The 20871-nt window shown below is 71.2% G+C and carries 17 protein-coding genes; 6 read left to right on the forward strand and 11 right to left on the reverse strand.

Features of this window, described 5'->3' with window-relative positions; translation table 11 throughout:
• Positions 1-7: 7 nt before the first annotated feature.
• On the forward strand, positions 8-1060 hold the full coding sequence (locus LG334_RS17265) for a polysaccharide deacetylase family protein (RefSeq protein WP_404379880.1): 1053 nt from the start codon (positions 8-10) through the stop codon (positions 1058-1060).
• Positions 1057-2220, forward strand: coding sequence for a right-handed parallel beta-helix repeat-containing protein (locus LG334_RS17270; RefSeq protein ID WP_404379881.1), 1164 nt, complete (start codon positions 1057-1059; stop codon positions 2218-2220). Before LG334_RS17265 ends, LG334_RS17270 begins: the two co-directional genes overlap by 4 nt.
• Here the strand turns inward: LG334_RS17270 and LG334_RS17275 are convergent.
• The 11 genes from LG334_RS17275 to LG334_RS17325 all read right to left on the reverse strand — a co-directional run bounded on the left by LG334_RS17275 (position 2217) and on the right by LG334_RS17325 (position 15963).
• Positions 2217-3806, reverse strand: a complete 1590-nt coding sequence (locus LG334_RS17275) for a hypothetical protein (protein WP_404379882.1) — start codon at positions 3804-3806, stop codon at positions 2217-2219. The genes LG334_RS17270 and LG334_RS17275 overlap by 4 nt on opposite strands.
• On the reverse strand, positions 3788-4585 hold the full coding sequence (locus LG334_RS17280; protein ID WP_404379883.1) for a GNAT family N-acetyltransferase: 798 nt from the start codon (positions 4583-4585) through the stop codon (positions 3788-3790). The genes LG334_RS17275 and LG334_RS17280 overlap by 19 nt, the downstream gene beginning before the upstream one ends.
• A 13-nt stretch (positions 4586-4598) precedes the next feature.
• Positions 4599-6512: an asparagine synthetase B family protein gene (locus tag LG334_RS17285; RefSeq protein WP_404379884.1), complete on the reverse strand. Its 1914-nt coding sequence runs from the start codon at positions 6510-6512 to the stop codon at positions 4599-4601.
• Positions 6509-7402 carry a hydrolase 1, exosortase A system-associated gene (locus LG334_RS17290; RefSeq protein WP_404379885.1) on the reverse strand — a complete coding sequence of 298 codons (894 nt, stop codon included), beginning with the start codon at positions 7400-7402 and terminating at the stop codon, positions 6509-6511. Before LG334_RS17290 ends, LG334_RS17285 begins: the two co-directional genes overlap by 4 nt.
• A complete protein-coding gene (locus LG334_RS17295) occupies positions 7399-8304 on the reverse strand; it encodes a hydrolase 2, exosortase A system-associated (protein WP_404379886.1) in 906 nt (301 codons plus the stop codon). Before LG334_RS17295 ends, LG334_RS17290 begins: the two co-directional genes overlap by 4 nt.
• Positions 8305-8308: 4 nt before the next feature.
• Entirely contained in the window at positions 8309-8566 is a 258-nt protein-coding gene (locus LG334_RS17300; RefSeq protein WP_404379887.1) for an acyl carrier protein, read from the reverse strand.
• Between the two features lie 34 nt (positions 8567-8600).
• Positions 8601-9470 carry a serine protease gene (locus tag LG334_RS17305; protein WP_404379888.1) on the reverse strand — a complete coding sequence of 290 codons (870 nt, stop codon included), beginning with the start codon at positions 9468-9470 and terminating at the stop codon, positions 8601-8603.
• A gap of 20 nt (positions 9471-9490) precedes the next feature.
• Entirely contained in the window at positions 9491-11449 is a 1959-nt protein-coding gene (locus LG334_RS17310) for an XrtA/PEP-CTERM system amidotransferase (protein ID WP_404379889.1), read from the reverse strand.
• Between the two features lie 31 nt (positions 11450-11480).
• The gene (gene xrtA / locus LG334_RS17315) at positions 11481-13187 is read right to left on the reverse strand and encodes an exosortase A (protein ID WP_404379890.1); all 1707 of its coding nucleotides are present in this window, start codon (positions 13185-13187) and stop codon (positions 11481-11483) included.
• Positions 13184-14173, reverse strand: a complete 990-nt coding sequence (locus tag LG334_RS17320) for an XrtA-associated tyrosine autokinase (protein ID WP_404379891.1) — start codon at positions 14171-14173, stop codon at positions 13184-13186. Before LG334_RS17320 ends, xrtA begins: the two co-directional genes overlap by 4 nt.
• 80 nt (positions 14174-14253) lie before the next feature.
• The gene (locus LG334_RS17325; RefSeq protein WP_404379892.1) at positions 14254-15963 is read right to left on the reverse strand and encodes an XrtA system polysaccharide chain length determinant; all 1710 of its coding nucleotides are present in this window, start codon (positions 15961-15963) and stop codon (positions 14254-14256) included.
• 290 nt (positions 15964-16253) lie between these two features.
• Here LG334_RS17325 and LG334_RS17330 point away from each other — a divergent pair, with 290 nt between their 5' ends.
• The 4 genes from LG334_RS17330 to LG334_RS17345 all read left to right on the forward strand — a co-directional run bounded on the left by LG334_RS17330 (position 16254) and on the right by LG334_RS17345 (position 20822).
• Positions 16254-16874, forward strand: coding sequence for an XrtA/PEP-CTERM system exopolysaccharide export protein (locus LG334_RS17330; protein ID WP_404379893.1), 621 nt, complete (start codon positions 16254-16256; stop codon positions 16872-16874).
• Positions 16875-17063: 189 nt separating this feature from the next.
• On the forward strand, positions 17064-18623 hold the full coding sequence (locus LG334_RS17335) for a TIGR03016 family PEP-CTERM system-associated outer membrane protein (RefSeq protein WP_404379894.1): 1560 nt from the start codon (positions 17064-17066) through the stop codon (positions 18621-18623).
• Positions 18624-18717: 94 nt separating this feature from the next.
• Complete coding sequence (locus tag LG334_RS17340) at positions 18718-19851, forward strand: XrtA/PEP-CTERM system-associated ATPase (RefSeq protein WP_404379895.1); 1134 nt, start codon at positions 18718-18720, stop codon at positions 19849-19851.
• A complete protein-coding gene (locus LG334_RS17345) occupies positions 19848-20822 on the forward strand; it encodes an XrtA system polysaccharide deacetylase (RefSeq protein ID WP_404379896.1) in 975 nt (324 codons plus the stop codon). The genes LG334_RS17340 and LG334_RS17345 overlap by 4 nt, the downstream gene beginning before the upstream one ends.
• Positions 20823-20871: the final 49 nt, after the last annotated feature.

Consider the following 20871-nt stretch of genomic DNA (forward strand, 5'->3'; position numbering starts at 1 on the left):
GCCGCCCATGCTCGACCCCACCCGCCAGACGCCCGCAGCCCTGCCCGACGGCCACCCGCCGGTGCTGGCGGTGATCGTCGACACGGAGGAGGAATTCGACTGGACCCGTCCCCTGTCCCGCGCCAACCGGGGAGTGACCGCCGTGGCGGGAGTGGAGCCGGCGCACGAGGCGGTGTTCGACCCCCTGGGGCTGCGTCCCGACTACGTCATCGATCATCCGATCGCCGCCGACCCGGCCGCCATGGCACTGTTCCGGCGGCTGGAGGACGAGGGCCGCGCCAGCATCGGCGCCCACCTGCACCCGTGGGTCAACCCGCCGGAGACAGAGGCCGTGACCCCCGTCAACAGCTATCCCGGCAACCTGCCCCGCGCGCTGGAGGAAGCCAAGCTGCGGGTGCTGACCGACACCATCGCGCAGGGGCTGGGCCGCCGTCCGACGCTCTACAAGGCCGGGCGCTACGGGGCCGGTCCCAACACGGCGGCGCTGCTGGAGGCGGAAGGCTACGAGATCGACGCCAGCGTGGTCCCCCACGTCTCCTTCGCCGCCGACGGCGGGCCCGACTTCCGCCGGCTCGGCCTGGCGCCGTCGTGGTTCGGGACCGAGCGGCGCCTGCTGGAACTGCCGCTCACCAGCGGGTTCTGCGGCCTTGCCCGGCGGCTGGGGCCGAAGCTGCACGGGCCGGTGACGTCTCCGCTCGGCCGACGCCTCAAGGCGCAGGGCATCCTCAGCCGCGTCGGCGTGATGGAGCGCATCCGCCTGACGCCCGAAGGCAGCACAACCGAAGAGATGCAGCGCCTGATCCGCGCCCTTGTGGCCGACGGGCACCGCATCTTCACGCTGACATTCCACAGCCCGTCGCTGGTACCCGGCCATACCCCCTATGTGCGCGACGGCGACGCCCTGGCCGTGTTCCTGAGCGCGATCCGCGACACCGCCGCCTGGTTCCGCGACCACCTGGGCGGTACCTTCCGCACCGCCGCCGAGATCCGGGCGCTGTGCCAGGAGGCCGCCGCCGGAACCTCTACCCCGACAACCGCTGCCATGAAGAGGGCCTCATGATCCCGCACCGCCGTGTCGTTCTGTCCGCCGTGCTTCTTCTGGCGTCCGCCCTGCCGGCGCAGGCCTGGGACCTGAAGGTGGGGCCGGGCCTCTACTACACGCAGCCGAGCCAGGCCGCCAAGGATGCCAAGGACGGCGACCGGGTGCTCATCCAGGCCGGCACCTACGAGAACGATACCGCCACCTGGAAGGCCGCCGACCTGACCATCCAGGCGGTCGGCGGGCCGGTGCGCATCGTGTCGCGCGATGGCCGCGTGGCCGGCAACAAGGCGATCTGGGTCGTCCAGGGCGACCGCACCACCATCGACGGCATCCACTTCGCGGGCGCCCGCTCCAGCCACCACAACGGCGCCGGCATCCGCCTGGAGGGCCGGGACCTGACGCTGCGAAACTGCGGCTTTTCCGACAATCAGATGGGCATCCTGACGGGCCACGACCCCGAGGGCGTGGTGGTGATCGAACGCTGCCATTTCGCCGACAACGGGGTGGGCATCAAGCCGCAGAACCGCATCGGCCACAACATCTACATCGGGCGGCAGAAACGGTTCGAGATGCGGTTCTCCTCCTCCACCGGCGCCAATGTCGGCCACGCGGTCAAGAGCCGCGCGCAGGAAAACCACATCGTCTACAACCACATCGCCGACCACCGCGAGGGCCGCGCGAGCTATCTGGTGGACCTGTCGGAGGGCGGCGACAGCCTGCTCATCGGCAACGTCATCCAGCAGGGGCCGAAGTGGGAGAACGACACGCTCATCTCCTTCGCCGCCGAGAAGAAGGGCAAGGCCGCCGGCACGCTGACGATGGCCCACAACACGCTGGTGAACACCGCCGACCAGGGCTACTTCCTGCGCAATTACGCGCCTTCGGCGGCGGTGCTGGTCAACAATCTGCTGGTGGGGCCGGGAGAGATCGCCGAGGGACCGGTGGAGGCGGAGGGCACCGTCCGCCTGCCCGACGGGCCGGCGGCCGCGCGCTTCGCCGACCCCGACGCCTTCGATTACCGGCTGGAGCCGTCATCTCCGGCCGTGGACGCGGGCACCGAAACGCCGCGGCAGCTCGCCCCGGCCTACAGCTTCGTCTTCGGCACAAGCCGGGCGCTGGAGCGCACCACCGGCGGCGGCGCCCCCGACGCCGGCGCCTTCGAGGCGGAGGCGCGTTAGGGCCGCTTCGCTTCTTCCGGATAGGGCGCCAGGCTGGACAGGAAATCGGCCGGCGAGCATCCGCCGGCGCGGTACTCGATGGCGCCCAGGTCGGCGCCCCCGGCACCCCGGCGGCGGCCGCAGAAATCGGTGTCCACCGTCTCCAGCTTCAGCCCCGCCGCCAGCAGCGGCGGCACGTCGCGCAGGCGGAAGTCGGCGGCGTCGGGATCGGCGTACCAGCCGCGCATCTCCGCCGGCCGCCGGTCGGCGCTGAAAAAGCTGCCCAGCACGATGTTGTCGCCCTCGATCGCGGTGCCGCCCTCGCGCTCGTGCACGCGCCCGGCGATCACGTTGTTGCGCAGGCGCGCCGTGCTCTGCGGGTAGCGCACGTCGATGCCCAGCGTGTTGTAGAGCGTGTTGTGGGCCACCTCGGTCCCCGTCGCCTTGTTCAGATAGATGCCGACATCCGGGCAATGCATGACGATGTTGTTGGTCATGCGTCCCTCGGCGTGCTCCACACCGTCGCAGGCGCCGCCGCGACAGTCGCCCCCGGCGGAGCCGCCGCCCCCGAAGGACAGGCCGACGCGGGTCTCGCCCTTCACGGGCACGGCCATGGAGCAGATGACGAGGTTGGCGTCGAAGACACCCCGCGCGCCGCCGCCCTTCATGAAGCCGGCGTAGGAAATGCGGTCGCCGCCTCCCTTGGCCATGTCGGCGATGAGCGAATGGCGCACGGTCCAGTCGGACGCGCCGACGATGTCCACGAAGGACACGGGCGAGTCCGTGCGCCGCCGGTCCGTGGCGGCGAAGGTGGAGAACTCCACAAGCCCGGCGTCGGGATAGGCGCCGCGCAGGCCGTTCACTTTCAGCGGCGAGTTGAAGTCCACCATGCGGGTGTTGCGGATGATGGTGCCGCGCGCCTTGCCCACCACATGGAAGGCATGCTCGCAGCGGCCGGAGTTGTCGCAGGTGCCGCGGATGTCCAGGTTCTCGAACACCCAGAAGGGGGCGCGGACGTGGAAGCCCTCCATCATGTCCAGGTTCAGCGTCACCGCGCCCAGGCTTTCCGCCCGCACGACGATGGGGGCGTCGGCGCGGCCGCCGGCATCAAGGTCGATGCCGCGCCCGCGCAGCTCGTAGGTGCCCGGCGCGATGAGGATCTCGCGCCCCGGTACGGCTTCCCTGAGGGCCCGGCGCAGAGCCTCGGCGGTGTCCACCACCACCGTGTCCGGCGCCGTCCGCCGCGCCATGCCCGCCGTGGCCACCGCAACGGGCGTGGGCTCGGGCAGTCCGCCGCCGTAGAAAGGCGCCGGCAGGTGCAGGTCGGGACTTGCCCCGGTGCCGCGCCAGTCGGCCAGTGTCACCCCATCGGGAAAGGCCGACACGGCCCCCGGCGACGGCCGCAGGGAGTCGGCCAGCGGTGCCAGGGGCTCACCCACGCTGGGATAGCGCACCTTCAGCACGTCGGCGGCATAGACCAGAAGCTCGGGCAGGGACCGGCCGGACTGGAGCCCCCGCATGATGCGGTCGGCGTTCGCCGCGCCCACGGCGCCGACGCCCACCACGCCCACGGCCGCCAGTCCCAAAATCAGCTTGCGCAGTCGCATGACGCGCCCTCCTTGTTCTCGCCCACCTGCGTCGACGCTGGCGTCGGCGGCGGGCACGGGATCACCAGCCGCGGCGGCCGGTCGTCGCGCCACGAGACGTTCACGCGCGGCGCCAGATCCGACACCATGACCTGCAGGCGCGGGCCCAGCCGCAGGAACGTCGCCCGGCCCACCGCCGCGGCTCCCAGCGAAGCGTGGCTCTTGAGCGAGGCGGCGTTGAAGGCGCTGATGCGGCTGGCGGAATGGCACGCCCCGCGCTCGCGCAGCAGGGCGTTGGCGGCATCCCACAGCCGGCCGAAGGCGAAGCCCGTCCGGTGGTCGGGGTGGACGTAGACGTCGAAGTCCCACGAGGCCGCGCCCTCGGGCTCGCGCACGTAGCGGCAACGCACCTCGTCCTCGTCGAAGGGGCCGAGGCACAGCCACAGGCAACCGATCACCCGTCCGTCCTTCACCGCCCCCAGGCACAGCGCGCCCTGATCGAAGCGGTAGTCCATCACGGCACGGGTCAGCGGCAGGTCGAACAGGCGCGGGTCGTCGCGCGACAACGGCTCGACGGCGATGGACCGGCCCCGGTGCGGCTTGAGCAGCGGCTTTTGCGGCACCGGCTGCAATACGATCACGTAGCGGTGCAGCCGCACGATCCCGCCGGTGCGCCACAGCACCCTGCTGATCCAGTAGAGCACCGCATTGGGTCCGCCCAGCTCGGCGGCCGTCGCCCGCAGGCGGGCGGCCAGGCCGGGCGGATGAGCCGTTGCAGCAGCGTCTGTCTCGGCAGCCATCCCCGTGTCCTTCCTATTCCGCCGCCCCGGCCACCGGCGCGCGCGCACCCGCCGGACGGTCGCGGCGGCGGGCGAGCCAGCGGTGCAGGGTCACCAGGTCCCAGGCGATGGACAGCGCGCCGTTCCCCTGGGCCTCGGGTGCGGTCAGGGCCTCGACCTCGGCATCCAGGAACGCGGGCCGGAACAGGTTCTCGCGCTTGAGGTCGTCGATGGCCTCCCGCGCCATGGCGTTGAGCGCCGGATCTGTGCGCAGGAACTCCAGGTACGGCAGGCCGAAGCCATGCTTGGGCTTGTCCAGGATGGCACGCGGCAGCACGCCGGCGAAAGCGTCCTTGTAGAACCCGCGCAGCCGTCCGCCCTTGCACAGAAGCTCGGGCGGGATGGTGGCAGAGAACGCCATCACGTCGTCGTCGAGCATCGGATAGCGCACCCGCACGCCGGCCAGCGCACACATGCGTCCGACCTTGCGCAGGTCGCCGTCGGCCAGCGTCAGGCGCAGGTCCAGCGCCATGAACCGCATGAGGTCGGACGGCGTCTCCGCCGCATTCCAGATGTCGGCCACCAGCCGCTCGGGCGCGGCGCGGTCCACCTCGGCCAGCAGGTCGGGCGCAAGCACGGCCTCCGCCGGCAGGTGGGAGAGCAGCCCCTCCCGCGTTACCCGCACGGGCATGGGCAGGCGGGCCTGGGCGACGTAGCGGGCCGTCTTGCGGAACAGGGTCACCCGGCTGTCGCGCGACAGGCGCCCGGCCACCGGCTCGATCAGCGCCTTGCGCAGCACCGCCGGGATGCGCGCATAGGGCTGGAAGACCCGGTCCTTGAGATAGCGCGCGTTGCCGGCGAACAGTTCGTCGCCGCCGTCGCCGGCCAGCAGAAGGTCCACCCCCGCCGCCCGCGCCCGCTGCGCGCACAACAGCGCCGGAACGGCCGAGGAATTGCCGAACGGCTCGTCATAGGCGGTGGCGACGGCATCGAACACCGCCGCCACGTCGGCGGGGCGGACGGCGGTCACCTCGTGGTCCAGGCCGAAATGATCGGCGGTGATGCGGGCAAAGGCGCTTTCGTCGTAGGCCGCGTCCTCGAACCCGATGGTGAAGGCGCGCGCCGGCCGGTCGCCGTCAATCGCGTCGGCCAGAAGCCCCGCCACCGTGCTGCTGTCCAGCCCGCCCGACAGGAAGGCGCCGACCCGGTGCGGCGCCTCGTCCGCCACGGCGCGGCGCACGGCGGCGCCCAGCGTGCCGCGCAGCCGGCCGGCCAGCGTTGCCTCGTCCGCCGCACGGTCGGGGGCATAGGGCATGGTCCAGTAGCGTCGAATGCGGGTCCGGCCAGCCTCGTGCACCAGGCATTCGCCGGGCACCAGCTTGCGCACGCCGGGCCGGATGGTTTCCGGCGCCGGCACCCGGTCGACGAAGTACAGGTAGTCGTGGAAGGCCTGCGGCGACAGCCCCTCGGCCGCCACCGCGGGATGAGCCGTCACGGCATCCACGGTGCCGCCGAAGACCACGCCGCCGCCGGGCGTCTCGGCATAGGCCAGCGACTGCACGCCGGCCCGATCGATGGCGGCCAGCGCCCGGCCCGTGGCAGGGTCCACCACGGCCACCGAGACATGCCCGGCCAGCCGCTCCAGCACACCCGCGCCATGACGGCGCCATCCTCCCAGCAGGGCGGCCGCGTGGCCGTGGGCGCGGGCGGTGGCCGCCAGGTCCTCGTCCCGCCACCAGGGCGATCCGTCCCACACCGCCGCCAGGCCGTCGGCGGCGCGGAAGCCGCCGGCCGCGGGATGCACCGCGCACCCCACCGCCCCCGCCGCGCCGGCGAAGGCCTGGCGGATCATGTCCGTCGGCTCGGGCAGGGTGTCGAGCATGGCGTGAAGGGTGCCGCGCGCATCCGGCACGGCGGGACCGCCGATCCAGCCGCAGAAACCGCTCATGGCCGTCCTCCGCGCGGCTCGGGTTGCAGGTGACCGAGCGTCCGGGCGAGCACCTGCGCCCGGTGCCCCTCGGTGCTGAAGGTGTGGTTGGCGTCGGCCATGCGGTGCAGGGCGAAGGCGTTGCGGCCCTTGAAGCGCCGGCGCACGCTCTTGCGCGCCAGCACCGTGTCCTCGAACTCGCGCGCCGTCAGGTCGCGGCCCGACAGGATCACCGTCAGCGGCACGGACGCGGCCTCCAGCGCCGCCGCCAGGCGATCGGGCAGCGGTGCTGGGCCGGCGGGCTGCGCCGCCGCGCGTTTCCCTCCACGCGCCGCCCGCAGGCTTCCCAGCGCCTGGACAGCCGCCCCGCGCAGGTCGACGCCGCCGGTCAGCAGCTTGCGCCAGAAGGCCGGGTTGAGCAGCCGCCGGCCGTAATAGTGCTTCACCCGCGCCGCCGCCGCGCCGGATTCGCTGCGGGCCCAGGGATTGAGCAGCACCGCCCCGGCCACGGCCGGGTGCCGGCGACCCGCGTCGGCCAGGTGGAAGGCGATGGCCGTGGCGCCGTCGCACAGGCCCCACAGCACCACCTCCTCAAGCCCCGGCTGGTGCTCCAGCAGCGTGTCCACGGCCGCCGCGATGTCGTCGCCGCAGTCCTCGAAGCCGCGGAAGTCGCCGCCGCTGTCACCCATGCCCCGGTAGTCGAAGCGCAAGGCCGGGACCCCGGCCTCGGCCAGCGACCGGGCGAGCGTCACGTACTGCCGATGGGCGCCGGCGCGGTACTGCGGCCCGCCGACGACGATCACCACGCCGCGCCGCGCCGGGCGGCTGGTGCCGTGCAGGATGCCCACCAGCACGGCGTCGCCGCAGGGGAAGGCGAGCGGGGTTTCCAGGCGGTGGCGGATGGCGTTCATGGCGTCGTCCCCCGCATGGTTCCGTCCAGATGCGCCGGCGGGGCCGGCGGCGGCGGCGCATGGCGGGGAACCGTCACGACCTCCACCGTTTCTTCCAGCAGCGCCGGCGCGAGCGTGGTTTCCTCGATGGACCAGAAGGGCTCCCCGGCGACCTGCCGGATCTCGGCGTCGATGCGTCGCCGCATCCAGCCTTCCACCACCGCCCCCACGGCGGGCGGCACCGGCGCGGCCGGATCGGCGGCGACCTGAAGCCAGGTCAGGCGCCCGCGGTAGCCCTCGGCCATGTCCTTGAGCATGAGGCCGTCCAGGTCGGCGGCCATGCCCGGCGTGACGGGATAGCCGGCGACGTCCAGGGTCTCGCCGGCGGCCAGCCGGACGCGCAGGTCCTTGACCGTCTCCCGCGCCCCCGCCTCCAGGCCGGCCGCGACCCGCACGCGCAGGAGTTGGCTGAGGAACATCTCGCCCTTGGTGACCGGGTGCCACAGCAGGGCGTGATCGAGCCCCTCCGCCCGCGCCAGGTCGAGCGCCAGCAACGCCCCCGACCGCAAGCCCACAGCGCCCAGGGGCGCCAGGCCCTGCGCCCGCAGCCAGGCCGCCGCGGCGGTGGCATCGGCGCGCCAGTGGTCCCAGCGGGCATCACGGAAGGCACCGTCGCTGTCGCCCGTGCCGCGCGGATCGACCACCAGCAGCGCCTCGCCCGCCGCCGCCAGCCGCCGCCCGAGAAGCGCGGCCATGCGGCGGGAGCGGTTCATTTCCTCTGCGAACGGCGGCAGGTAGACAAGCGCCCGGCGCGCCGCCCGCCCCGCGTAGAGCACGGCGAACAGACGCCCCGACGGCCCGTCCAGAAACATCGGGCGCGGCGCGGTCTCGGTCATGGCGGGAACGGGCGGGCTGAGGGGCATGGCGTCAGGCGGCCTCGTGCAGCTTGTCGTCGACCAGCGCGCACAGGCTGCCGACTGTCTCGAACACCTCCACCGACAGGTCGTCATCCTCGATGACGATGTCGAAGCGGTCTTCCAGCCCGGCGATGACGGTCGCAACCGCCATGCTGTCGAACTCGGGCAGACTGCCCAGAAGCGGCGTGTCCGCCGTCAGGGTCTCGGCGCGCGGACCGAGTTGCAGGACCTCGCCGAGCAGGCCTTTGACATGGTCGAGAGTGGTCATGAACGGGAAACCTCCTGATATGGTGAAGGGGCGCCTACGAGCGGTCGTCCACGGCCCGGCAGCCGCCGTTCCGCGCCCGGTCGATGAGCGGCTGGGCAAAGCGGATGGGAATGGCATAGGTGATGCCGCTGGGCTCGCTGATGGCCGAAAGCTGGCGCTCGCGCGTGCTTTTCACGTAGACGCTGTTGAGGATGCCGATGACCCGGCCGTCCCGCTGGTCGTAGAGCGGGCTGCCGCTGTTGCCGGGGTAGGCGGTCGCGTCCAGCTGGTAGATGTCGAAGTTGTCGCGCAGCCGCTCCAGCACGGCCGGGTCCAGAAGCTTGGGATCGGTCATGGGAACGGCCGCAGGCGCCACCGCCGAGACCATGCCGCGGTGGGTCACCGGATGCAGGCCGACGGCGCTGCTGAGCGGATAGCCCGTGAAGGCGATGGGCAGGCCGGCGTCCACGATGGCGTCCACGTCCAGCCCCACCGCCGCCGGCAGGCGCCGGTCGCCCAGCACCAGCAGGGCCAGGTCGCGGGCATCGTCGCGGCAGACGTGGGACGGCGTGATGACCTCGACGTCGCGCGCGCTGCCGTCGCCCTTGTTGCGGATGACGGCGATGCGCTCGCGCCGCTGGTGGTCGAGCATGCGCGGCAGCACATGGGCGCTGGTCAGCACCATGGAGCCGTCGCCGATGCCGAAGCCGGTCCCCATCAACGCCACCGGCGGGTGGCGCGACGGCTGGAAGGTGCCCACCGCCACCACGGCCGGCTCCATGCGCTGAATGATGGAGCGCAGATCGCGGTCCTGCGCCTGGGCCGGCGGCACGGCGGGCGGCGCCAGAAGCGTCGGCAGCGCCACGGCCAGGGCCAGGATCGGGGTCAGGGCGGCGGCACGGGGCCGACGGGCTGGATTGCGCATGTGCGACGGCCTCCGGACGTTCATTCCGCCGGCACCGCAAGGCGCGGACCGGGCGGGGTGTCCGTGTCCAGGCTCACCGGCGCCTCGGCCTGCTGGCGGCGCAGGAAGGCCTCGAACATCAGGACCGACCAAAGGGCGGCCGAGTGGTCGTTGCGGCCGCTGATGTGCTGCTCGGCCAGGGTGGAGAGGAACGCCCGGTCGAACAGGCCGCTGTCGGCCAGGACCGGCCCGTTGACGGCCTCGCGCAGGCGGTCCTTCAGCGGTCCCCGCAGCCATTTCGCCAGGGGCACGGCGAAGCCCATCTTGGGGCGGTAGAGCACGTCGCGCGGCACGTCGGGCTCCAGCGCCTTCTTGAGCACCGCCTTGCCCTCGCGCCCGATCAGCTTCATCTCGGGCGGCACCGTCCCCGCCCATTCGACGAAATGGTGGTCGAGCAGCGGCACCCGCACCTCCAGCGCCACCGCCATGCTGGTGCGATCCACCTTGGTCAGGATGTCGCCGGGAAGATAGGTTTTCATGTCGGCGTACTGCACCCGCGACAGGGGATGGTCGGTGGGTGCGGCCTCCATGTGCCGGCGCAGGACGTCGGCGGCGTGGTAGGCCCCCAGCCGTGCCTTCAGGCCGGGACTGTAGAGCCGCGCCCGCAGGTGGTCGGGCAGGACCGAGACGGCATGGAAGTAGCCCTCCACCGTCTCGCGCCCAAGGGCCTGGAAGGTGGTCTTGGCGCGCAGAGGCTTGGGCGCCCAGTCCATCTTGGGGTACAGCACCCCCAGCGCGCCGAACAGCGGCCGCCGCATGCCCGGCGGCACCAGTCCGCGCACGCGCTCCTCAAGCGCGTGCCAGCGATGGCGGCGATAGCCGGCGAACACCTCGTCGCCGCCGTCACCCGACAGCGCCACCGTCACCTTTTCGCGCGCCAGCTGGCAGACGCGGAAGGTGGGCATGGCCGAACTGTCGGCGAAGGGTTCGTCGTACATGGCCGCCAGGCTGTCGATCAGGTCGAAGCTCTCGGGATCGACGCGCCGCGTGCGATGGTTGGTCTTCCACCGCTCGGCCACCTTGGCGGCGTGAGGACTTTCGTCGTGGTCGGCCTGGGCGAACCCGATGGAGCAGGTGTCCACCGGATCGCTGGACTGGCGGGCCATCATGGCCACGACGCCACTGGAATCCACGCCGCCCGACAGAAAGGCACCCAGCGGCACCTCGGCGATCATGCGGATGCCCACGGCCTCCTTCAGGCGCGCGCGCAATTCGTCCACCGCATCGTCCATGCGCCGGGGGCCGCCGGCGCCGAAGGACACGTCCCAGTACTGGCGCGGACACGGCGGGGCCGGGTCGTCGCGCCGGACGCACAGGGTGTGGCCGGGCGCCAGCTTGTGGACGCTCTGGTAGATGGTCCGCGGGTCGGGCACGTAGCCGTAGGCGAAGTAATCCTCCACCGCCAGCGGATCGATCGCGCGCGACAGGCCGGGATGGCGCAGCAGGCTCTTCAGCTCCGAGCCGAAGACCAGCGCGCCGCCGGTGGTGCGCGCCCAGTACAGCGGCTTGATGCCCAGGCGGTCACGGGCCAGGAACAGCGTATGGCGGCGGCGGTCCCAGATGGCGAAGGCGAACATGCCGCGAAAGCGGGTGACGCAGTCCTCGCCCCATTCCTCCCAGGCGTGGACGATGGCTTCGGTGTCGCAGTGGGTGCGGAAGACGTGGCCGCGCGCCCGCAGATCGTCGAACAGTTCGGCGAAGTTGTAGATCTCGCCGTTGTAGACGACGACCACCGAGCCGTCCTCGTTGAACAGCGGTTGGGCGCCGCCGCCGACGTCGATGATCGACAGCCGGCGGTGGCCCAGGCCGACGCCGTCCTCTGCGAACAGACCGCCGCCGTCGGGACCGCGATGGTGCTGGCTTTCGTTCATGGCATGCAGCAACGCCTGGTCGACCGGGTGATCGGCGCGGGCGTGGTAGATGCCGACTATGCCGCACATGGGAGTCTCCTTAAGCCTGTCGCCGCCCGCGTCAGCGGCGGGCCAGCGCGGGGGTGCCGCGCGCCGCCGTCGCCAGCTGCGTGGACAGGGTCCGGTGGGCGCCGACGAAGGCGCGGATGCCGCCCTCCGCCGTCGCCTCGCGAAGGGGATCGGTGTATTCGGCAGACACGGCGATCACCGCGCCGGCGCCGCTGCCGCCGAACAGGATGGAGCGCGCCTCCAGCAGTTTCGCCACGCGGTCGTCGCCGGTGTAGGTGCCGTCAATCCAGTACCAGCTCCACACGATGCGGCGCGTCTCGCCCTGGGCCAGGCGCAGGACGCGGACCTCCACCGGCTGGCCGTCGACGGTGACCGCCTCGCGGCTGGTGGACAGGCGGCGCCAGCCGGCGCCCGTCAGGTCGTTGCCGCGGTAGACGACCTCGCGCCCCTGTTCCTGCTGCGGATACCAGGCGACCACGCGGTCGATGGTCGCGCCCTTGGCCTCGAAGGCTTCGCGCACCGTCTCGCGCGCCCCCGGGAAAGCGGGCGTCCAGCGTTCCGATTCGACGGGCGCCCATCCGTCGGGCGACACCAGGGCGAGCGGCTTGTGGATCACGCCGCCGGCGGCCTGCGCCTGACGGGTCGTTTCCGCCGTCACCCAGGTGGGCAGCGCCAGCGCCACCACCAGCGCCACGGCCGTGCCGCCCAGCAGGCGGGCGGCGCTGAAGCGGCGCCGCGGGGGCGCCTCGTCATCGTCATCGCCGCGCCGCGGCGGGTCCTGGCGCATGAACCAGCCGGCCAGCGCCAGCAGGGCCATGACCAGCGAGAAGAAGATCCAGCCGTAGATCAGGTGGTCAACGCCCGTCGCCGCCTCGATGCCGGCGCTGCGGGCCAGCATGACGATGCCGTAGGCGCGGAAGCCGTTGGCGATGATCGGCACCACGATGGACAGCCCGATGAACACCAGCCGGCGCGGCCAAGAGCGGAAGAACATCCAGGCGAACAGCGTGCCGAAGGCGACGCAGGCGGTCAGGAAGCGCAGGCCCGCACAGGCCTCGGCCACCTCGAACCGCCCGAAGGAGGTCGCCAGAATGACGCCGTCGCTGAACACCGGCACGTCGCTGGCGCGCAACAGGCGGACGGTCATCTCGGCCGTCAGGTCCTGCAGGTGGACCACCAGGAACTCGCCGAACGGCACGGCGAACAGCAGGAACGCCAGCGGAAACGCCATGCCCCAGGTGGCGCGCGGCCCCAGCACCGTCAGCACAAGGCCCCAGATCATGCCGACAAGGCCGAACTGCTGGACGACGACGGCATGCACCGTCTCGCCCACCGTCCACAAGAGCGACGCCCCGGCCATCAGCGGCAGCCCCCAGGCACTGGCCCGCGGGGTGAGGCGGGCCAGGTCGGCGCGCCGCTCCCAGATGAGGAACAGCACGACCGGCACGACGATCAGGCCGTGGTTGTAGGAGGCCGCGTTCCACCAGGTGTTCACGGTCGCCGTCACCGTCTCGGCGAACGCCGCCAGCAGCACCACCAGCCCGAACGCCACGGCCGCCACGGAGGGTCGCCACGCCGAGGCGGACGTCACGGCTTCCTGCGACGCCGGTGCGGGTGCAGGCGCGGCCGCGGGCGATGCGCCCGACAGCGCCGGCGCGGGCATCCGGGTCGCGTCTCCGGCGGGACCGGGGCGCGAGGCCCTGGGCGGGGGCGCGGCGGCGTTCTCCGCCGGCGCCGCTGGCGGGGCGGAGAGGTTCATGTGTAGCTGCCGTAGTAGTAGTACCCGTTGTACATGGCCTTGGTGCGCGCACCGAAACGGGTGCGCACCTTGTTGAGCACCAGCTGGATGTTGTCGCAGGCGCTCAGGGTGTCGAGCGCGCCCTTGATCTCGCCCTCGGTGGTGCGCTCGGCCTCGACGATGAGCAGGATCTGCCCGACGTGGGGGCTCAGCGCCGTGCCCTCGGCACTGACCAGCGCCGGGGCGCTGTCGAAGATGATGATGCGGTCCTTGTAGCGCTCGGCGATCTCGCGAATGATCTGGCCGGCCCGGTGGCTGGCCAGGAGTTCCGTGCCCATGGCGTGCGGCCGGCCGGCCAGGATCACCGACAGGTTGGGCACGTTGGTGCGCAGCAGGACGTCGGGGACGCTGAGCGACGGGTCGTCCAGCAGGTCCGTCAGGCCCTTTTCCGCTGAAACGCCAAGCGTCTGCCCGATGTTGGGCCGGCTCAGGTCGCTGTCGACCAGCAGCACGTGCAGGTCGCGCTCCTTGGCGATGCTCATGGCGAGATTGATGGAGGTAAAGCTTTTGCCCTCGCTGGGCAGGGCGCTGGTCACCATGATGAGGTTGTTCTTGCGCACCTCGCCGCGCCGGTAGGTGAACGCCTGCTGCAGCAGCGGGCGCTTGATCATGCGGTATTCCTCGGCGATGACCGAGCGGCTCGGCCGCGGCGTCACCATGCCCTCGGCGTGCAGGCGATCGAGGTCGATGGACACCTCCAGCGGCACATGGTCCGGTGCGCGGGGGCCGCCCCCGCTGCCGCCATGGCCGCCCCCGTCCCCGCCGCCACCGGGACCACGCCCGCCGCCGGACAGGCCGGGGCGGACCTCCCGGCGCGGCGCATCGGCCCCGCGCAGATCGGACGTGGTGCCCAGCCGCTCCGCCGCCCGTTCGACCAGCGATCCCCGGCGCGGCGCGCGCGTCGGCTGATCGCTGTCGGCGGAAGTCTTGTCCATCAGGCTCGTCATGCGTTTCCCCTGCGTTTCCCTGTGTGTCGGCACCCGCCGACGGCCGGCCCGCCAGCGGCGGGCGGCCCCGGAGGCGGGTGTCACTGCACCTTTTCGATGAGCGGCTGAACCCGCTGCATGACCTCGGTCTTCACCGAGTCGGGCACGGCATTGGGCAGGCCGACCTGCAACTCGACCACCATCAGGCCGGCGTAGACCGCCACCAGCGCCGACAGGGCGCCGCCGAAGGACGTCAGGCGCAGCGAGCGGGCGAACCGGCTCTCATGGCTGACCATGGACACGCTGCCCAGCACCGGCAGACCCACGATCTGGGCCAGGCGCAGGGTGCTGACGAAATTGGACTGGAAGCTGGCCAGCAGCACCGCGATGCCCAGGCCCACGCCGAGCCCGGCGATCAGCACACCCGACAGCAGCATGGGACGCTGGTAACCGTCCGGCAGCACCGGCACCTGCGGCGGGTCGATGACCCGGAACTGGACCTTGTCGGCGTTCATCTCGCGGCTTTCGGAGATGGTCGCCGTCTCGCGCCGCTCCAGCAACTGCTCATAATTGCGCCGCGCCATGGTGTAGTCGCGGTTCAGGCGGTCGAGCTGCCCCTGGATCTCGGGCATGCGGTCGACCTGCTTCTCCAGGGCGGCCAGTTCCTCCTCCACCCGCGCCCGGGCGCCCACCAGGGCGGCCACCTGGGCCTCGGCATCCACCAGCGACAGCTTGATGCTCTGGTAGAGGCTGTTGGGCATCTTGGGCACCGGCGGGCCGGCATCCTGGGCGGCCTGCCCGGCGGCGGGCCCGGACTCGCCATCCTCGGTGACGGCGGCGTCGACGGCGCCCACCTCGTCGCCGAAGCCGGTGGCAGCGGCGAACTGGGCGGCGGCCATGGAACGGTCGCGCATCTCCTGGTCGTAGTCGGCCCGCAGCCGATCGAGCAGCCGGCGGGCGGCGATCACGTCGGGATGCTGTTCGGTGTAGTTCAGCAGCATCTCGTCGACGCGCTGCTCCAGGTTCATGATGCGCACTTCCGTCCCCGACGGCGGACCGCCCGGCGAGCCCTCGACGGGCACGAATTCCGGGATTTCCGACAGTTGCAACTTCATTTCGTCGGCCCGCGCGCGCGCTTCGACCAGGCGGCTGTCCAGGCTCTTCATCTCCTCGCGCTTGGCGTTGAGGTGGTTGACGAAGGTGGTGTTGCCCGGCAGGTAGCCCAGGTACTGGGTCTTGAAGGTGTTGAGGCGCGCTTCCGCCTCGTTCATCTGCTCCTCGTATTTCTGAAGCTGCGAATCGATGAACTGGCGGGCGCTGTCGAACTCGCGCCGGGTGGAGCCGGCGTTGTTCTCCATGTAGATGCTGAGCAGCGCCTGCACGACCTTGTAGGCCGTTTGCGGGTCCTTGTCGGTGAAGCTGATCGTGAAGATGTTGGCGCGGTCGCGCGCCATGCGGATGCGGTCGCCCAGCGAACCCAGCAACTCGGCCATGGCGGTCTCGTTGCGGGCCTGAAGGTCCAGGTCCGTCATGCGGGCCACGCGCTCGAGGTTGGTGCGGCTGACCAGCGTCCGCTGCATCAGGTTGATCTGCTGCATCGGATTGATGTCCACCGTCAGGCCGCGCAGCAGGGGCCGCAGCAGGCTGTCGGTGTCGATGTGGACTTTGGTCGCCACGCGGTATTCGTTGGGCACCATTGCGACGGCCGCCCAGCCCAGCGCGCACAGAAGCCAGGCCACGCCCAGAATCTGCCACCGCCGGCGCCACAGGGCCGGCAGATACCATTGTAGCTGCGAGAGAATGTCTTTCATCAGCGTCCCGTTCCGATGTCGCGGCTGGTTGATCGGCCTCCGAGGGCGGCGGCATGGCGCGTCCCGAAGGCGTTCACGAACAGGGGCGCCGCCGCTGGGCCGACGCTCGACCAGTCCTCGACATCTAAAGCCTCGGCGCGCTGTTCTGCCAATCCACCCGGCGGCTTAGTACACTTCACAGCAGCGCGGCCTGTACTCCCTTTGCGACTTCACTTAAGTCTTTGGGTGGCGGTTGCGCCAATACACGGGGGCGTCGATAATGCGACGATCACTACATGGGATTGGTGGAAATGAAACGGCCCTCGATTCTGATCAAGTCCTTACTCCCGGCCCTCGTTCTGGGTCTCGCCGCCTGCGCGTCCGAGACGGCTGCGCCACCCGACGTGCCGGAAGTCGCCGAACGCCCGACCTACGTGATCGGGCCCCAGGACGCGCTGAACATCTTCGTGTGGCGCAACCCCGACCTTTCGACCACGGTGCCGGTGCGTCCCGACGGGCGCATCTCGATCCCGCTGGTCAAGGAGCTAGAGGTCGCCGGCAAGACCCCCGCCGAGGTCGCCGCCGACATCGAGGAGGAACTGTCGCAGTTCGTCCAGGCCCCCAGCGTGACCGTCATCGTCACCTCGTTCGCCGGCCCCTACGATCAGCAGGTGCGCATCGTCGGCGAGGCGACCGAGCCCAAGGCGCTCGCCTACCGCGACCGCATGACGCTGCTCGACGCCATGATTTCGGTCGGCGGCCTGACGGAGTTTGCCGCCGGCAACCGTGCCGTGCTTGTTCGCGAGGATGACGCGGGAAACACGCAGAATTATACGGTTCGGCTTGACGATCTGCTTGAGGAAGGCGACATTTCCGCGAACGCCCGGCTGCTGCCGGGTGATATCATTATCGTTCCGCAAGCCTGGTTCTGAACACCGGGCACCGTTGCCTAAAGGGGGGAGACGCCGTCCGATGTCCATGATCCGGGCCGCGCGCACGGCCGCTCGCCGCATGCCGGGAGCGCCATTGTGATCGTCGTGCGTACACCATCTTTCCCGGCATCCGCCGGTCGGCTCCCGTACCTTGCGCGGCGTCTCGCCGCACCCTCCGTCGCCTCGGCGATGATTGCCGTCCTGGCGCCGCTGGCCGTTGCGCCGGCGGCGGCCCAGGACCGGCAGGAGTTCCTGGGCCTCACCCCGGGTGACGTGCAGATCAACGCCTCGGGCTTCGGCGAGGTCACGCTGACCGACCGGGCCGGCGGCGCCGGCGGAACGGGCGACGTCATCACCACGGTCGGCGCCGGCGTCAACGCCTCGGTGGACGGCGCGCGGACCAACCTTGTGGGCACCTATCGGGCCAGCTACGACCAGTATCTGTCCCAGTCCGACCGCAGCGGCTATCGTCAGACGCTGCTCGCCTCGGGCAATCACGAGGTGATCGAAGAGCACCTGTTCTTCGACGCCTCGGCCAGTATGTCGACGCGCTTCGCCGGGCTGGGCGCGGCCTCGGCCACCGAGCGGGCGGGCGTCGGAAACCAGACGCAGGCCATCTCGTGGTCGCTGGGGCCGACGTGGCGGCAGCGCGTCGGCGGCTCCTTCGCCAACCTCTCCGCCTCCTACAAGCTGGCGGGCACCGCCTTTTTCGCCGCCAGTTCCGGGGACGTCGGCGAGTCCGACCGGCCTGACAACGGCATCATCCACAACGCCGCCGTGGCGCTGAACAGCGGCAGCGACTTCACCCGCCTGCGGTGGAGCCTGGGCGGCAGTTGGCAGACCCAGACCGGCAGCGGCGACGACGGCGACAGCGGCACCCGCTCCGTCGTGGCGTCGACGGAATACCGCATCGACCGGCGCTTCGGCCTTCTCGGCAGCGTCGGCTACGACGACGTCCAGTTGACCGACCAGGCAGAAGGGGTGATTTCCGAAACCGACCTGTCGGGCGTGTCGTGGACGGTGGGGCTGCGCTTCAACCCGTCGCCGCGCACCGACATGCGGGCTGAATACGGCCAGCGCTACGGCGACCCGTACTACAGCGGCACGGTCAACTGGCGCGTGACAGCGCGCACCTCGGTCTCGGCCAGCTATCAGACGGACGTCCAGACGCTGCAGGAGGCCCTGCTGACCGGCATTACGCCCGAATGCCTGAGCGCCGGCCTCTCGGCCGTGGGCGGCGAGGACGTGCCGATCACCGTGGAGTGCCTGCTCGACCTGTTCAATACGGGCGTGCTGGGCCCCGAGGGCGTCAATCCCAGCGCCCCCTTCACGCTGGTGGACGGCACCGCCCGCACCCAGACCTTCCGGGCCGGCATCAACACCCGGCGGGAGCGCACCAACTACTCCCTGAACGGAACGGTCACCCAGCGCGAGTTCACCATCAACGGTGCCGAGGACACCACGTACTCGGTCACCGGTACCGCCAGCCGCCGCCTGGACGAGCAGACCACCGGCAGCGTCAGCATCAGCTACACCGCCAGCGACAACACGGTCACGGGCAACGAGGACGCCGGCCTGGTTACGTCCGACGGTTCCAGCTCCCTACGCGGAAGGCTCAGCCTCTCCCACCAGTTCGCCGACGATCTGAACGGGTCGGTCAGCTATAGTCACCTTCGCCGGGACGATAATTCAAGTTCCGGCTCGACCAGCGAGAATGCCCTCGTCGCGCGCATCGCGGTGACGTTCTAAGGCCGGCCGCCAGCACGCCGACGGCGCGCGTCGGGCCGGTGGAACGGCCGGACCGACGCGCGACGGGTCCACTCCCCCGTTGCGGAGGTGACCCTTGTACGTCGAACACTATGGCCTGTCCGGCCATCCGTTCCAGCTGACACCCGACCCGCACTTCTTTTTCGGCTCGACCGTCCACAACCGCGTCAAGTCCTACCTGACCTACGGCATCGCCCAGGGGGAGGGCTTCGTGATCGTCACCGGCGACGTGGGCGCGGGGAAGACGACCCTGGTCGGCCATCTGCTCGACACGCTCGACCCCGACCGCTTCCGCTGCGCCAAGATCGTCACGTCGCAGATCGGCGCCGACGACGTGCTGCGCATGGCCGCAAGCGGCTTCGGCCTGCACCCGGAGCGCGGCGCCACGAAGGCCGAGCTGCTGACGCTTCTGGCCGACTTCCTGGCCGCCCGGCAGGAGGAGGGACAGCGCTGCCTTCTGGTGGCCGACGAATGCCAGAACCTGCCCTTCGATGCGCTGGAGGAACTGCGCATGCTGTCGAACCTGAGCGTCGACGGCGCGCCGCCCCTGCAAACCCTGCTGGTGGGCCAGCCCCAGTTCCGCGCCACTCTGGCGACCCCCAACCTGGAGCAGCTACGCCAACGGGTCATCGCCTCCTGCCACTTGGGGCCAATCGACGCCTCCGAGGTCGAGGGTTACATCAAGTATCGGCTGGAGGCCGTCGACTGGCGCGGTGATCCCGAGTTCACTCCCGACGCCTTCGAGGCCGTCCACCGCCACGCCGAGGGCGTGCCCCGCCGGGTGAACATCCTGTGCTCGCGCCTGCTTCTGTTCGGCGCGCTGGAGGACCTGCACACGTTGGATGGGCAGGCGGTCACCGAAGTCGCCGAGGACATGGCGGCCGAGGGCGAGGCCGTGCTCGACCGCGAAGGCGCCGCCAGCGTGCCCGGCGCGCTGGTGCCGCGCAATGGCCGATACCACGGCAGCGGGCCGGCGGAGGCGCCGGGCCATCATGCCGGAGCCCCGGCGCCGCTGCGTGCCAGCGCCCTGCGCGAGTTGGCGGACCAGCCCGAGGAACTGATCGCCGTCGTCGAGAACATGGAGCAGCGCATCGCCCACCTGGAGGACCGCGCCCGGCGCCACGACAAGGTGTTCCGCCGCACCCTCACCACACTGTCCGACCACCTGGAAGAATTCATCGACGGAATGAGGCCGAGGTCGCAGCCATGAACCAGATCACTCCCGCCGCTACCGCCGCCCGCGCCCGCGCCGCGCCGCCCCCGGTGTCCCGGCGGGAGGTGCCGCTGGCGGCACCGTCCGGACCCGGACCGAAGCGGGACGCGCGCGGCCGCATCGTCAACGCGATGACGGTGGACGTGGAGGACTGGTTCCAGGTGCAGGCCCTGTCGGCCCACGTCGACCGCGACAGTTGGGACTTGCAGAACCGCAGGGTGGAACGCAACACCGACCGCATTCTCGACCTGTTCGCCGAGGCCGGCGTGTCGGCGACGTTCTTCACGTTGGGCTGGGTGGCCGAGCGGTATCCGCTGCTCGTCCGCCGCATCGTCGATGCCGGGCATGAACTGGCGAGCCACGGCCTGGCCCACGTGCCGGTCCACGCCCAGAGCGCCGACGCCTTCCGCCGCGACATCCGCCACACCAAGGCGCTGCTGGAGGACACTGGCGGCGTGGCCGTCCATGGCTACCGCGCCGCCACGTTCTCCATCGGGTCCCGGACTCCCTGGGCCCATCAGGTGCTGGCGGAGGAAGGCCACAGCTATTCCTCCAGCATCAATCCCATCCGCCACGACCTTTATGGCGCGCCCGATGCGCCGCGCTTCCCGCACTGCCCGCGCGAGGCGCCGGACGGTTTCTGGGAGGTGCCCATGACCACCGTGCAGGTGCGCGGGCGCAACTTTCCCTGTGCCGGGGGCGGGTTCTTCCGCCTTCTGCCCTACGCCGTATTCCGCGCCGGATTGCGCCGGGTGAACCTGGGCGAAGAGCGCCCGGCCGTGTTCTATTTTCACCCGTGGGAGGTCGATCCCGGCCAGCCGCGCATCTCCGGTCTGCCCTGGCGGTCGGCGTTCCGCCACACCGTCAACCTGGGCCGCACCGAGGCGCGCTTGACGCGCCTGCTGCGGGATTTCGCCTGGGACCGCATGGACCGGGTGCACCCGGAACTGGTTCCGGCGGACGGCTGACGCCGCGCCGGATCGCCCGCCCGACGCCGCGCCACTGCATGGCACCTCG

It is taken from the genome of Caenispirillum salinarum (assembly GCF_044803115.1).
Classification (GTDB): domain Bacteria; phylum Pseudomonadota; class Alphaproteobacteria; order Rhodospirillales; family Rhodospirillaceae; genus Caenispirillum; species Caenispirillum salinarum_A.

What these genes read in the sequence shown, in the direction of transcription:
- LG334_RS17265 (WP_404379880.1), top strand. Translation starts at nt 8, where the DNA reads ATGCTCGACCCCACCCGCCAGACGCCCGCAGCCCTGCCCGACGGCCAC.
- LG334_RS17270 (WP_404379881.1), top strand. Translation starts at nt 1,057, where the DNA reads ATGATCCCGCACCGCCGTGTCGTTCTGTCCGCCGTGCTTCTTCTGGCG.
- LG334_RS17275 (WP_404379882.1), bottom strand. Translation starts at nt 3,806, where the DNA reads ATGCGACTGCGCAAGCTGATTTTGGGACTGGCGGCCGTGGGCGTGGTG.
- LG334_RS17280 (WP_404379883.1), bottom strand. Translation starts at nt 4,585, where the DNA reads ATGGCTGCCGAGACAGACGCTGCTGCAACGGCTCATCCGCCCGGCCTG.
- LG334_RS17285 (WP_404379884.1), bottom strand. Translation starts at nt 6,512, where the DNA reads ATGAGCGGTTTCTGCGGCTGGATCGGCGGTCCCGCCGTGCCGGATGCG.
- LG334_RS17290 (WP_404379885.1), bottom strand. Translation starts at nt 7,402, where the DNA reads ATGAACGCCATCCGCCACCGCCTGGAAACCCCGCTCGCCTTCCCCTGC.
- LG334_RS17295 (WP_404379886.1), bottom strand. Translation starts at nt 8,304, where the DNA reads ATGCCCCTCAGCCCGCCCGTTCCCGCCATGACCGAGACCGCGCCGCGC.
- LG334_RS17300 (WP_404379887.1), bottom strand. Translation starts at nt 8,566, where the DNA reads ATGACCACTCTCGACCATGTCAAAGGCCTGCTCGGCGAGGTCCTGCAA.
- LG334_RS17305 (WP_404379888.1), bottom strand. Translation starts at nt 9,470, where the DNA reads ATGCGCAATCCAGCCCGTCGGCCCCGTGCCGCCGCCCTGACCCCGATC.
- LG334_RS17310 (WP_404379889.1), bottom strand. Translation starts at nt 11,449, where the DNA reads ATGTGCGGCATAGTCGGCATCTACCACGCCCGCGCCGATCACCCGGTC.
- xrtA (WP_404379890.1), bottom strand. Translation starts at nt 13,187, where the DNA reads ATGAACCTCTCCGCCCCGCCAGCGGCGCCGGCGGAGAACGCCGCCGCG.
- LG334_RS17320 (WP_404379891.1), bottom strand. Translation starts at nt 14,173, where the DNA reads ATGACGAGCCTGATGGACAAGACTTCCGCCGACAGCGATCAGCCGACG.
- LG334_RS17325 (WP_404379892.1), bottom strand. Translation starts at nt 15,963, where the DNA reads ATGAAAGACATTCTCTCGCAGCTACAATGGTATCTGCCGGCCCTGTGG.
- LG334_RS17330 (WP_404379893.1), top strand. Translation starts at nt 16,254, where the DNA reads ATGAAACGGCCCTCGATTCTGATCAAGTCCTTACTCCCGGCCCTCGTT.
- LG334_RS17335 (WP_404379894.1), top strand. Translation starts at nt 17,064, where the DNA reads ATGATTGCCGTCCTGGCGCCGCTGGCCGTTGCGCCGGCGGCGGCCCAG.
- LG334_RS17345 (WP_404379896.1), top strand. Translation starts at nt 19,848, where the DNA reads ATGAACCAGATCACTCCCGCCGCTACCGCCGCCCGCGCCCGCGCCGCG.